Source organism: Rhizobium sp. Leaf306, assembly GCF_001423425.1.
Classification (GTDB): domain Bacteria; phylum Pseudomonadota; class Alphaproteobacteria; order Rhizobiales; family Rhizobiaceae; genus Neorhizobium; species Neorhizobium soli.
The window spans coordinates 713,672-726,164 of record NZ_LMNX01000003.1; the positions used below are offsets into that span (position 1 = coordinate 713,672).

Annotated in this window: 10 protein-coding genes; 4 read left to right on the plus strand and 6 right to left on the minus strand. The window is 59.0% G+C overall.

What is annotated here, in order from left to right; all coding sequences use genetic code 11:
• Positions 1 to 306: 306 nt before the first annotated feature.
• The 3 genes from ASG19_RS16650 to ASG19_RS16660 form a co-directional block, all read right to left on the minus strand.
• A complete protein-coding gene (locus ASG19_RS16650; RefSeq protein ID WP_062459805.1) occupies positions 307 to 1,041 on the minus strand; it encodes an autoinducer binding domain-containing protein in 735 nt (244 codons plus the stop codon).
• A 102-nt stretch (positions 1,042 to 1,143) separates the two neighbouring features.
• Positions 1,144 to 2,601: a chemotaxis protein CheW gene (locus ASG19_RS16655; RefSeq protein WP_062459808.1), complete on the minus strand. Its 1,458-nt coding sequence runs from the start codon at positions 2,599 to 2,601 to the stop codon at positions 1,144 to 1,146.
• Positions 2,602 to 2,604: 3 nt separating this feature from the next.
• Positions 2,605 to 4,707, minus strand: a complete 2,103-nt coding sequence (locus ASG19_RS16660) for a PAS domain S-box protein (protein WP_082476372.1) — start codon at positions 4,705 to 4,707, stop codon at positions 2,605 to 2,607.
• A 266-nt stretch (positions 4,708 to 4,973) separates the two neighbouring features.
• Here ASG19_RS16660 and ASG19_RS16665 point away from each other — a divergent pair, with 266 nt between their 5' ends.
• The 4 genes from ASG19_RS16665 (at position 4,974) to ASG19_RS16680 (ending at position 9,383) form a co-directional block, all read left to right on the plus strand.
• Entirely contained in the window at positions 4,974 to 5,222 is a 249-nt protein-coding gene (locus tag ASG19_RS16665) for a hypothetical protein (RefSeq protein WP_062459810.1), read from the plus strand.
• A gap of 359 nt (positions 5,223 to 5,581) precedes the next feature.
• On the plus strand, positions 5,582 to 6,283 hold the full coding sequence (locus ASG19_RS16670; RefSeq protein ID WP_062459812.1) for a gluconate 2-dehydrogenase subunit 3 family protein: 702 nt from the start codon (positions 5,582 to 5,584) through the stop codon (positions 6,281 to 6,283).
• Positions 6,284 to 6,285: 2 nt separating this feature from the next.
• Positions 6,286 to 8,055, plus strand: a complete 1,770-nt coding sequence (locus ASG19_RS16675) for a GMC family oxidoreductase (RefSeq protein ID WP_062459814.1) — start codon at positions 6,286 to 6,288, stop codon at positions 8,053 to 8,055.
• Positions 8,056 to 8,066: 11 nt separating this feature from the next.
• A complete protein-coding gene (locus ASG19_RS16680; protein ID WP_062459816.1) occupies positions 8,067 to 9,383 on the plus strand; it encodes a cytochrome c in 1,317 nt (438 codons plus the stop codon).
• Positions 9,384 to 9,447: 64 nt separating this feature from the next.
• Here ASG19_RS16680 and ASG19_RS16685 read toward each other — a convergent pair whose 3' ends face one another.
• From ASG19_RS16685 to ASG19_RS16695, 3 genes are read right to left on the minus strand one after another with little or no spacing between them, the layout of a single operon-like run.
• A complete protein-coding gene (locus tag ASG19_RS16685) occupies positions 9,448 to 10,422 on the minus strand; it encodes a sensor domain-containing diguanylate cyclase (protein WP_082476373.1) in 975 nt (324 codons plus the stop codon).
• A 4-nt stretch (positions 10,423 to 10,426) separates the two neighbouring features.
• Complete coding sequence (locus tag ASG19_RS16690) at positions 10,427 to 10,846, minus strand: hypothetical protein (RefSeq protein WP_156466537.1); 420 nt, start codon at positions 10,844 to 10,846, stop codon at positions 10,427 to 10,429.
• A gap of 39 nt (positions 10,847 to 10,885) precedes the next feature.
• Positions 10,886 to 12,475, minus strand: coding sequence for a globin-coupled sensor protein (locus ASG19_RS16695; RefSeq protein ID WP_082476374.1), 1,590 nt, complete (start codon positions 12,473 to 12,475; stop codon positions 10,886 to 10,888).
• Positions 12,476 to 12,493 lie beyond the last annotated feature (18 nt).

A 12,493-nucleotide genomic window follows, 5' to 3' on the forward strand; every position in this document is an offset into this window, starting at 1 on the left:
CGCGACAAGCTGTCAGAAACGGGGGGTGCCTATTGGCCAGCGTCCCATCGGGGCATGCGTGGTGGAATACACCGCGCGCTCCTCCCAGATCGGCGTCATGCCGATTGCGTGTTCAACGCTGTGGACGCCTTAATTCTAGGGCGGAGGCATTTATATTAGGTGAATCTTGAAATGAGAATTGGAGTAGAAAGAGACGTTACGAGACGTATCGCTCAATTCTTACTTCTTTGCTGTTGCCTCAGGCGCTTACGGTCGAAAAGATGACCGCGCCCTGTGGCAGATCGCTTTTTAGCTAGGGCGATGCGATCATGCGATGAGCCGGCGGCGTATAGCTTCGGCAATGGCCTGCGTTCGGTTGGTCGCGCCGATCTTCTTCACGGCCGACTTTATGTAACTGTTGACCGTATCGTTCTGGTATCCGGTCGCGACCGCAATCGCCTCGCTCGTAAGCCCAAGACTGGCCTGGGTCAGGCAGGCAATTTCACCCTTGGAAAGCCGAAGCTGGTGGGCAGCGAAGCGATCCATCAGCGGCTTGGTGACAGCCGTGTGAATGGATTCCGCTACCAGCGAAAGGAAGATCAACTCTTTTTCGTCAAACGGTGTCGAGCGGGAAAAACAGATCGCTCCGTAAATGACATCGTTCCTGAGGATCGGGATAAGCGTTCGGTTGTGCAGGCCGAAGGTTCGTTGCAGGTAAACGAGCCTCTGCGGCGGCGGAGTTTCCGCGTAGACCTCGCTCTCGACCACGATCACGTTCGAGGCCTTCGCGGCTAGCACGAACGGGTCGGTCAGATAGAGGCGATCCGCGTCATAGGCGTCGAGGAATGCAGGAGGCATGTCGGTGTCGATCGAAAAACCCTGACCGAACCTGTAGTGGTCGACGTCGAGACCGCTGATGGAGATGTAGTCAAATGGAACCGCCAACCGCAGGCGGTCAACGATGTCGTTTTTTCCGAAATGACGATGCTTCGGCACCGAACGCAGGTCGCAATAGTCGTCGAGAGCGTTTGGATCAAGAATGGAAAGCGCGCTGACGGGCATATCAGAATCCGTTGGAAGATCGTCAACACGAGTTTTGGCGTCTCAGCGTTAACAAAAGGTAAAGACTCAACCTTGGATTTTGCAACCAACAGTCGGGCTCTTTCAAGCGAGGGCTTTTCTGAGGTCGATATATGGGAGGAGCCGCCCGTCCGCTGACCGAACCATGAAGTCTCCCAGGATCCGGTGCTCGAACCCGCTGGAGTCCGTAGCGTCCGGTCCTGTCGCACATTTCGAGGCCATTTCGATCCGTGCCAGACTGTCGACCACCACGCCAGTCGTCTTGAGGCCGTCCGACACGAGCAGAACGCGACTTTCTTGGCCGGGAGGAACTGCAGGCAACCGGAGCCGTCTGGCAAGGGAGATGAGAGGGATAGCTGTGCCACGGTGGACAAACAGGCCCATCGTGCCGCGTCCGACATTGTTCAACGAAACGTAGTCTTCCGGCATCTCGACGATCTCCCGGACATCGGCAACCGGCGTTGCCATGTCTCCCCCTGCTCTGAAGACCAAGTATGGCAGCAACGCGTCTCCGCGCTGCCCCGGCGCTCGACCGGCCGCCGCTGTCTTGGGCTTGGTGGATGAAAGTCGCGAAAACATCAGCAGGACATCGTCACTCATCATTGTCCGCTCGTCGAGGACGAGAAACAATGTCCGTCCGTCGACGGAATAGACACCGCTGAGAACAGACCCGGTCTCTACGGCATGATCAGGCATCGCCATAATGTCGCCCAACGGTATCGGCCGTATATCGACGACGGTATCGAGCGCAAAGCCCAGCAGCCGGTCGTCGGGGTAACGCAGGACGAGGACGGACGACTGCTTGCGTTCCGACAGGACGCCCATGCCAAGCACCCGAAGCGTATCAAGAACCGGCACCTGGGTGCCATGATGATCGATGACACCGAGGCAGGTCTCCGTCTTCATCGGCGAATCCTTCAACTGCGCGGTCGGCGCGGTGGCCTCGACCACCCCGGCCGCAACGCCGAAAGAAAACGCGCCGCACGTGAACAGCAGAAGCGGCTTCGCATTCGAGCTCGTCTTTGCGACCGCCTCCGCGACTGGCTCTTGCACCGACGGAATTCCCGGCAACGCCAAGATGCGCTCCGCTGCCAGGACCGAGATTACCTTTCCGCTGTGGAAGAATGAATGCGTGACCAAAGGTCCCTGTACAGCGGGTCGCGACACGCCCAGTTCATCGAGTGCCGCGACGTCTTCTGTCGCGATGCCGCGCACTTCGTCAGCAAAAATGCATATCAGCCTCTGTCTTACCCGCAGGACCAGAATCACGGCGCCGTAGGCCTCCGTCGCCGGCAGGCCGAGCATCGGTCGGATATCCATAACCGGGATGGTGCTGCCTCTCAATTCGAACAACCCGCACAAGCCGGTTGCCGCGATGCCTGCATTCGATAGCCCACCGGGCGCCGGAACGACTTCTCGGATATTCTCGACATTGATGGCAAGCATCGCCTCGCCAATGCGCAGGAGGCCGAACTGCTGCGTTGCAGGGCGACTGCCTCTCAGCACTTCCGGCATCGCGAGAGATCTGACCATCTGGTTCATGGGTTAACCCACTTTGCGCTGTTGCGCCGTCGATGACGTCAGGTCATTGATGAGCTCGACAACAGTCCTTGAGACACGCTGCTGAGCATCCGTCGATTGCGCAATCTCCCGGATGGACTCGCCGGTCTTGTTCACGCTGCCGACGATCCGTTCGAAAGCCAGTCTCGCATGCTGCGACCGGTCCGTTCCCTGGTTGACGCGCATGGTCGATTCCTGGATGAGCTTGGATATCTCGTGCGCAGCTTCCGAACTTCTCTCGGCGAGTTTCCTGACCTCGCCCGCGACGACCGAGAACCCGACCCCATGTTCCCCTGCCCTTGCGGCTTCGATTGCCGCGTTGAAGGCGAGAAGGTTGGTCTGACTGGCGATCTCGCCAATCACCTTGACGATATCGGAGATTTCCGTGGAGGACTTCTGGATGAGATCGATTGCCGCGATCGCGCTGCCCAGCGCTTCTGAACCCTGTTCCGCATTGCCCTGCGTCTCGGACGCAAGCGTGGTGGCCGTGCGGGTGTTAGCGGTGATTTCCGCGATCGATCCGGACAGTTCTCCGACAATGCTGGTCATTTGCTGCGATTTCGAACGGATGTCATGCTCGAGCTTGACCTGATCGGTGATGTCGCTGGCATACTTCACCACGCGCACCGTCTCGCCCCGCAGATTGACGATCGGGCTGTAGATCCCCTGAATGTGCACTTCCCGGCCATACTTTCCAACGCGGGCAAAACGCCCCGAAAAGAATTCACCCTTGTTGAGACGCAGCCAGAAATCCCGGTAGTCTTCCGAGACGATGTAATCCTGGCTGCAGAACATGCTGTGGTGCTGCCCCGTGATTTCGCGAAGTGAGTATCCCATGACCCGTAGGAAGTTCTCGTTGGCGGAAACGACATGTCCGTCGAGATCGAATTCGACGACCGCCTGCCCCCGCGAGATCGCGTCGACCCTTCCCTCGAACTCGATGTTGCGCAGTTTCGCCTGCGTGATGTCAGAGGCGAACTTTACGATCTTGATCGGGCGGCCTGCGAGGTCGAGGATCGGATTGTAAGTCGCCTGAAGCCATATGTCGTTACCGCTTCTGGTGAGGCGCCGGTATTCCCCTCCTTCGAACTGGCCACGTCCAAGCCGGTCCCAGAAGGAAGCGTATTCCGCTGTCTGCGTGAAGGCAGGGTCGCAGAACATCCGGTGGTGCTTGCCCCGGACTTCCTCCAGTGAGTAGCCGACGGCGGCAAGAAAATTCTCGTTCGCGTCAAGGATATTGCCGTGCAAGTCGAACTCGATGACGGCCTGGGCCCGGCCGATCGCGTTGACCTTGCCTTCGAACTCGGCGTTCCGGATCTTGCTGGCAGTCACGTCATAGGCATACTTGACCACCTTGCAGGGGTTGCCGTTGAGATCGAAGATGGGATTGTAGGTCGCCTGGATCCAGACATCCTTTCCGCCCTTGGCGAGACGACGGTACTCTCCGCTCTCATAGTCGCCGCGCCCCAACCTCTGCCAGAATGCCTTGTAGGCGGGTGTTCGGGTTTGGTCGGCTCCGCACAGCATCCGGTGATGCTGACCGATGACCTCTTCCCGAGCATATCCCATCAGGGTGAGGAAATTTTCGTTCACTGCGAGGACGTGGCCTTCGAGGTCGAATTCGATCACGGCCATTGCGCGGTCGATCGCCGCTACTTTTCCCAGGAGTTCCGCCTCTACCGACTTGGTCGCTGTGACATCCATCGCGTACTTGACCACGCCAACGATCACGCCGTTGTCGTCGAGGATCGGATTGTAGCTCGCCCGGATCCACACCTCGCGTCCGCCGCGTCCGATGCGCTTGAACTCTCCGTCGTGGAGCTTGCCCTCCGCCAGATCACTCCAAAACGCGGCATATTCGGGAGCTTCGACGATCTCCGGCTCGCAGAACATGGAGTGATGTCGGCCACGCACCTCGGCCAGCGAATAGCCCATGAGGGAAAGGAAGTTCTCGTTAGCGTTCTTTACCGTGCCGGTTAGATCAAATTCGATGACCGCTTGCGCACGGTCGATTGCGCGTGCCTTGTTGCGCAGAACGGCGATCTCGTTGAGGTCCGAAAGGGTGCTGACAGAAGACTTTAAAGTCATGGGAGAGCACTTTCGGTAACCAGGCAAACTTCGAATTTCATCACGAACCCCCTCCATCTGAAGCAACGGCACGACCGCGACGGTCTGATACCCGAATTTTAGAGGCAACTAACTAATGAAGGATTAATGCTAAATTAGAGCCCGCGTCGTTATGCGTCCGTTTCCGGTCGTACTGGCGCCGTCGCGGTAACCAAGTCGCTGTAACCAAATTTTGACGGGTTAGCGCTCATCCTTGTCCTGAATTGTAGTGAGTACGGGATAGGAACATGCGTTTCAGCGCTCAGCGGCTTGGCGATCTCGCCGGTATCATCCGGCATCTGAACTGGCGCCTCAGCCCGCTCAGCCGGATGGGTGTCGCCCGGATGGTCAACGACACAACGGCAGCGCTGGAAACTCTTGCTCGCAGCGAGGCCGATCTCTCGATATCGGAGCAAGCTGAAATACGGGCTATTGCCTCGCGGCTGATCGTGATCCTCCAGGACGCGTATTCCGGCAAAACACCGACAATCCACTGACGTCGGCAACCGGCCGTGTCCCTCCCGCCTTTTTGATCGGACCGGTCCTGCGGATCCCGCCACCTGAATTTCGAATGCCGAGAGCGATCCGCCGGCAAATTGACAATTGATAATAATACTCGATGAAGTCGAGCAAGCCACGAACTTCCCGCAGAGGTAGGCATTTGTGCGCACGCACGGCAGCATCGCTAATTAGCGCAAAATTTTTCTCATAAATCGTACCTCATAAGCATTGCATACTCAAACCTTGCGGGTTTAAAGGTCAGCAACGAATGAGGCCATATGTCGCAGCGACGGGTGCCTCACGTTTCCAGCCTATTCGGTTCCGGCCCCCTGTCGGGACACCAAGGAGCGATACAATGAGAGATGTCCCGGGGTTACCGTCCCGCCGTAGCTTTTTGAAAGCTTCGGCGGCAAGTGCGGCCGTCGTCGGCGTGGTGATGCAGGCGAAGGCGGAGACCCCGTCGGCCCCGCCACCGATCGAAGAATACCAGCCGGTCTGTCTCAAGCCCACTGAGTGGGCCTTCGTTATGGCTGCCACGGCGCGGCTCATTCCCTCCGAAGGCGAAGGTCCCGGTGCCATCGAGGCCCGCGTCCCCGTCTTTATCGACAAGGAACTGGCCGGTGGATTCGGTGAGGCGGCAGACTGGTACATGGAAGGTCCGCACGATGCCGCAGCCCATCCGTTCCGCGGCTGGCAATCGCCTTTGACGCCGCTGCAAATCTATCAGCAGGGTATCCCGGTGTTCGACGCATGGTGTCAGCAGACGCACGGCAAGATATTTGCCGAGCTTGACGCCGCAACCCAGGACAAGGCCCTGACCTCCCTCCAGAAAGACGAGATGAAGATCAAGCCCGAACTGCGCGACTTCTTCACGATCCTCTTGCAGAACACCAAGGAGGGCTACTTCGCAGACCCGATGTATGGCGGCAATCACGGCATGCAGGCCTGGAAATATATCGGTTTCCCAGGTGCCCGCGGCAGCTACAAGGAGTGGGTGTTGAAGCACAACGTCGCCTACCCGCTCGGTCCCGTTTCGATTTCCGGTGAGAGGGCATAACGATGGCACGCACTGCAAAGAAGAAGGACGTTGTCATCGTCGGTCTCGGCTGGACCGGCTCGATCCTCGGCATGGAACTCGCCAACGAGGGTCTGGAGATCGTTGCGCTTGAACGCGGCCATGACCAGAACACCGTTCCGGATTTCCAGTACCCGAACATGATCGACGAGCTGAAATACGGCGTTCGTCTCGGCATGATGCAAAAGCCGCGCAATTCGACCCTGACGATCCGTCGCAACGTCGATGAAGCCGCCCTGCCCTATCGCAGCCTCGGCTCGTTCCTGCCGGGTATCGGTGTGGGCGGTGCAGGCACCCACTGGAACGGTCTGAACTGGCGTCCGCAGCTCTCGGAATACCGTCTGCGCTCGCATGTGGAAGAGCGCTGGGGCGCCGGCATCATTCCGGAAGACATGAACCTGCAGGATTACCCCGTCAGCTACGAAGAGCTGGAGCCGTTTTTCGATCGGTTCGAGCATGTCGCGGGGATTTCCGGCAAGGCCGGCAATCTCAATGGCAAGAAAATCGAGGGCGGCAATCCGTTCGAGGCACCGCGCTCGCGCGAATACCCGATGCCGCCTATGCCGGTGACCTGGGACGGAGCCAAATTTGCCGAAGCCGCGAAAGCTGCCGGCTGTCACCCGTTCCCAAGCCCGGGCGGCATTGCCTCGCAGGCCTATGTCAACGAATACGGAATGCAGATGGGCCCTTGCAACCACTGCGGTTTCTGCGAGCGCTACGGCTGCTACAACTATTCGAAATCCTCGCCGCAGACGGCGATTCTCGACGCGTTGAAGCGCAAGCCGAACTTCGAATACCGCACCCATGCGGAAGTGTTGAAAATCGAAATGGCGCCCGACGGCAAAACCGCGACCGGCGTGACCTATTTTGACGAAAAGGCCGGCGAAGAGGTGTTCCAGCCCGCGGATCTGGTAATCCTGGCCGCCTACCAGTTGCACAACGTCCATCTGATGCTGCTCTCGGGCATCGGTCAGCCGTTTGATCCCGCAACGAACGAAGGCGTCACCGGTCGCAGCTATGCCTACCAGATGAACGGCGGCTACACGATGTTCTTCAAGGACGAGGTGTTCAATCCGTTCATCGGCACCGGTGCCAACGGCATGTCGATCGATGATTTCGGCATGGACAATATCGACTTCGGTCGTGAAGGCTTTATCGGCGGTGCCTACTGGCGTGCCGGCCAGTCCAACGGTCAGCCGATCCGCTCCATGGCGCTCCCCGCGGGCACGCCGACCTGGGGTGCCGGCTGGAAGAAGGGCATCGGCGAGTGGTACGGCCACTCGATGTCGATCGGCTCGCACGGTTCACACATGTCCTATCGCGGCAATTATCTCGACCTCGACCCGACCTACAAGGATCGCCACGGTCGTCCGCTGATGCGCATGACGTTCAACTGGCAGCCGAACGACATCCGCATGACCCAGTTCATGAAGTCGAAGATGGAGCCGATCGCCAAGTCGATGAACCCGACCTCAATGCAGGAAGGCTTCAAGAAGGACGGCGCCATGTACGACGTGCGTCCTTACCAGACGACGCACAATGTGGGCGGCACTGTGATGGGTGACAATCCGAAGACCTCGGCAATCAATCGATATCTGCAGGCCTGGGACAAGCACAACATCTTCGTGATGGGCGCCGGCGCCTTCCCGCAGAACACCCAGTACAACCCGACCGGCATGGTCGGCGGCCTGGCCTATTGGGCGGCGCATGCGATCCGGACGCAGTACCTGTCCAATCCGCGGCCACTGGTGTGAGGAGCGCAACGATGAAAACCTTTCTTCGCGTCATTCTCATCCTCGCCGTTCTCGGCGTCGTCGGCCTTCTCGCCTTCATCTTCGTGCCGGTCCAGCGCACTGCCGCGGTTGCCCAGCTCCCGGCTGATTACAAAGCACCGGCAGGCAGTGGCGAATACGCCATGCGGGCCGGTGACTGCATGGCCTGTCACACCGCGGAGGGCGGCAAGCCCTTCGCCGGCGGCCGGCCGATCCACAGCCCGATGGGCACGATCTGGGCCACCAACATCACCCCGGACAAGGAAACCGGCATCGGCAATTACACGCTCGATGATTTCCGCGCGGCGCTCTACGACGGCGTTCGCAACGACGGTGCGCATCTCTACCCGGCCATGCCTTACGAAAACTATCGCAAGCTGACGGAAGAGGACATACGAGCCCTCTACCAGTATTTCATGACCGAGGTGCCTGCAGTTTCCAACAAGGTCGAGGAAACGGCACTGTCCTTCCCGTTCAACCAGCGCTGGGGCATTCGCGCCTGGAACTGGCTGGCGCTGGGCAAGCCGGGCTTTGAACCCGTTTCGCAGGACGAGCAGTTCAACCGTGGTGCCTATCTCGTGCAGGGCGCCGGACACTGCGCCGCCTGCCACAGCCCGCGCAACCTGCTGATGGCGCAGGACGGTACCGACGAGAGCAGCGCTGCCTTCCTGACCGGCGGCGAGATCGACGGCTATACGGCACCTGACCTGCGCGGCCCGCAAAGCGCGCCGCAGAAATGGTCCACCGAAGAGCTCGCGGCCTATCTTACGACTGCCCGCAACGCGCATTCCACGGCAACCGGCGAGATGATGCTGGTGGTGCGCGATTCGCTGCAATACATGACGCCCGAGGACAATCTGGCGATCGCAACCTACCTCAAGAAGATCGGCAGCACTGGCGGTTCCACGGCACCGGCAACGCCTTCGGCGGCGCCTGAAAAGGCCGAGGTTACCGACACCGAGAAAATGCTGACGGAAGCCAAAGCGGATATGCCGCTCGGTCCCCGCCTCTATCTCGACAATTGCGGTGGCTGCCACTTTGTCAACGGCAAGGGTGCCGCGGAAATCTTCCCGGAGCTTGACGGAAATTCGCTGGTTACCGCGAAGTCTTCAAAGGGCCTGTTGGATGTCATGCTGCACGGAGCGGAACTGCCTTCGACCAAGGACCGTCCCATGCGCGTGCGCATGCAGGGCTATAACGACCGCCTCAACGACGAAGAAGCGGCAGCACTTGCCACCTTCCTGCGCCAGGCCTGGCATAACGACGCTCCGCCGGTCACTGCGGAAGACGTCAAGGCTGTCCGCCGCTAGACCACGACATCAGACCCTGCCGGTTCGTAACCGGCAGGGTCTTTACACGTCGCCATGGGTGGCATCAGCCGTTGGCCGTTGCCAAGGCCTCCGGCGGCCCGAGGATCGCAATACTTCGCCGCGTCAGTTTGGCGTGATACATGCGCCGATCTACGAGAGCGACAAGAGCCGTTCTCGACCACTTGACCTCGCTTGCAAAGCCAAAACCGAGCGCCGCACCGACGCGCAGCGTTTTGCTTCCGATCGTGACGGCGGCCAGCACAGTGTCCATCATCACGGCGAGCCTCTGCTCCTGCATTTCACTGTCTCCCATGTCTGACTGGAACAGGAGGGCAAACTCGTCACCGCCCAGCCGCGAGACGAATTCGCCCGCTCTCAGGGACGACAACAGCCTTTTCCCGATAACCGCAAGCAACTCGTCCCCGACCGGGTGACCGTGCATGTCATTGACGATCTTGAAGCCGTTGAGATCGAAGATTGCGAGCCCGAACTCCTCATGGTTGGCGCGATCTTCGATAAAGTGAGCGATCCGTTGCTCGAACCCAAGACGGTTCGGAAGCCCGGTCAGGCTATCGGTGACGGCCGCGGCTCGCAACGCCTCTTCCTGTCTGATTTGCGCGCTCGTCTGTTCGGTGACATCGGTCAGCGCCTCGAGATCGTAGAGGTCGTTTCCAATCTTGATCCGGCGTGCGGAGATCATCACGGAAATTAGCCGCCCGTCACGATGCCGGATCTTGCCCGACTGCGCGGAGTAATACCCAACGTCGTCAAGGAGTTTGATCCTGGCAACACGGTCTGAGCCATCGACGATCAGGCCGACATCTGTCAGTTTGCGACCAACCAGTGCCGTTTCGTTCATCCCGACGAGGTCCATGTAAGCTTGGTTGACCCGCACATAAACGGAGTTTGGCCCGGCCATCGAAATGGCATAGGCAAGCGGAGAGATGTGAAACAGCGTCTGCAACATTCCGTCCAGCCCATCTCCGCCTTGTGTCACATTGGAAAAGAGTGAGGCTGCCGCCCGTTCATCCGAAAGCATCGGCCTAACCCTTATTCGCTTTAGGGGATTGCCACAGCAGGACGACCGGTGACGGCAAGAACCGCAGATCCACCCGATATTGCATGTCGCAGGTTCTGTCTGTCATCATTCCCTCGCCGCAACCTCGCCCGATGGAGAGGTTCGCGGGTGAAAAACCTCCAGCTAGTTTTGCGTCCACAATACGAGTCACTAACTCGACGACTTCCGTCATCCATATCCATTCGGCCCCGGCCGCTTTGGATCCCGACCTATACCCTCGGCGACCCGCAAACCCCGTGAGCATGTTCAGATCGAACTGCGCCGTATTGCCGATGTCCAGGTGCTCGAGATTCCTTTTGACCAAAAGGATCAGTTTATCGAGCGCTTGTGCGGTGGAGAGCCCGGCAGCCAGCAGTGCGAGTGGTATTGCGATCAGCATTTTCACAAAACTACCCTCATGATGTGGCGTACCGGGTCGCCATGCTCAGAATTCCGACCAGCCTTCATTGGCCGCCTTCGACCGCTGTAGTTTGCCAGGAAGCGACTGGATCATTTGTCGCGCAGGCGAAGCTGCAGGAGAATGCGCCCGACCGTTGCTTTGCCCCACCGCGCTTGGCGTCGTTTTGAACCCGGCGACAAGCTCGGAAAGTCTCTCGGCCTCGTTGGAGAGTTTTATCGTCGCCGCAGACGTCTCTTCCACCATGGCAGCGTTTTGCTGCGTGATTGTATCCATGCTGCCCACGGCAGAGTTGATTTCAGCTATCCCAGTCGCCTGTTCGCGCGACGACATGGCAATCGATACCATGTGTTCATCGATCGTCTGCACCTGTCTGCCGATGCTTCTCAATGCCTTGCCCGTTGTGTTCACAAGATCGACGCCGCGCGCGACATCCTGAGAAGATCTCGAGATGAGATCCTTGATTTCCTTGGCGGCCCGGGCTGAGCGTTGCGCGAGCTCCCGCACCTCCTGCGCCACCACCGCAAAGCCTTTCCCCTGGTCACCGGCACGGGCTGCTTCGACCCCCGCATTGAGTGCAAGGAGGTTCGTCTGGAACGCAATTTCGTCAATGACACTAATGATGTCGTTCATTTGTTTGGATGACTCGACAATGTCGCTCATCGCCTTGACGGCCTGCTCTACGATTTCTCCGGACGTTGCTGCCTCTGTTGCAGAGGCCGTTACGACCGCCTGGACTTCTGTCGTCCGGGTTTGAGACTGCCGCGCGATTGAACTGATCTGCTCTAGCGCTGCCGCTGTTTCTTCAAGCGCCGTGGCCTGCCGTTCGGTGCGCTTTGCCATTTCGTCGGTCGCAGTGGCGATTTCGGCCGACTGCGAGAGAACGAAGCCGACCGTGCTTGAGATCTCGGAAAGAGCACCGTTGAGGCTCGATACGGAATCGTTGAAATTATGCTTGAGCCCGTCGAAACTGACCGCGAGGGGCTGTTCCAAGGGCCGGGTCAGATCACCGCCGGAGAGAGATCTCAACGCACTTTCGAGGGCTGAGAGCGCTGTGTCTTGTTCCGCTTTCAGCGTCGCCTGCTCCGCTTCAGCCTTGGCTCTCTCGTCCGCAAGGACGTCGAGATAGACCGAGATCGCATAATCCATGTCCACGAGGGCCGCTTTGACAACCGTCGTTACGTCGTCTCCGATCTTCTGGCGTTTGCCGCGCACCAGGAAACTACCGAGCTCGTTATCGATGACGGCGCGCACGATGTTCTCGATCATCAACGCATAGCCGCCAATGTACCAGCGCGGTTGAAGCCCAAGCCTTGCATGGGCTTTGCCGATCATGGTGACTTCATCAACATAGGCTTCGTCGAACTTTGCCGAGGAAATCGTTTCCCAGTGTCGAGCCTGTCGTCCTTTTGCCTGGGTGATGTGATTTTCACCGGAAAAGTATTTGGAGGTTTCCGGGTGATGACGGACCTTGGCGTAAAACACATCGAGCGCGCTATCGAGCGACCCGTTAATGATGGGCGCCAATGCTGCGAGTGTCCTGCGCTGTGGATCACCAAGACCAGCGAAGTCCAGTCGGTCGTTAAGCGTTGCCTGTGCTGATTTCTGCGTACTCATGTATGTCCCCTGCTGCGG

What these genes read in the sequence shown, in the direction of transcription:
- ASG19_RS16650 (WP_062459805.1), bottom strand. Translation starts at nt 1,041, where the DNA reads ATGCCCGTCAGCGCGCTTTCCATTCTTGATCCAAACGCTCTCGACGAC.
- ASG19_RS16655 (WP_062459808.1), bottom strand. Translation starts at nt 2,601, where the DNA reads ATGAACCAGATGGTCAGATCTCTCGCGATGCCGGAAGTGCTGAGAGGC.
- ASG19_RS16660 (WP_082476372.1), bottom strand. Translation starts at nt 4,707, where the DNA reads ATGACTTTAAAGTCTTCTGTCAGCACCCTTTCGGACCTCAACGAGATC.
- ASG19_RS16665 (WP_062459810.1), top strand. Translation starts at nt 4,974, where the DNA reads ATGCGTTTCAGCGCTCAGCGGCTTGGCGATCTCGCCGGTATCATCCGG.
- ASG19_RS16670 (WP_062459812.1), top strand. Translation starts at nt 5,582, where the DNA reads ATGAGAGATGTCCCGGGGTTACCGTCCCGCCGTAGCTTTTTGAAAGCT.
- ASG19_RS16675 (WP_062459814.1), top strand. Translation starts at nt 6,286, where the DNA reads ATGGCACGCACTGCAAAGAAGAAGGACGTTGTCATCGTCGGTCTCGGC.
- ASG19_RS16680 (WP_062459816.1), top strand. Translation starts at nt 8,067, where the DNA reads ATGAAAACCTTTCTTCGCGTCATTCTCATCCTCGCCGTTCTCGGCGTC.
- ASG19_RS16685 (WP_082476373.1), bottom strand. Translation starts at nt 10,422, where the DNA reads ATGCTTTCGGATGAACGGGCGGCAGCCTCACTCTTTTCCAATGTGACA.
- ASG19_RS16695 (WP_082476374.1), bottom strand. Translation starts at nt 12,475, where the DNA reads ATGAGTACGCAGAAATCAGCACAGGCAACGCTTAACGACCGACTGGAC.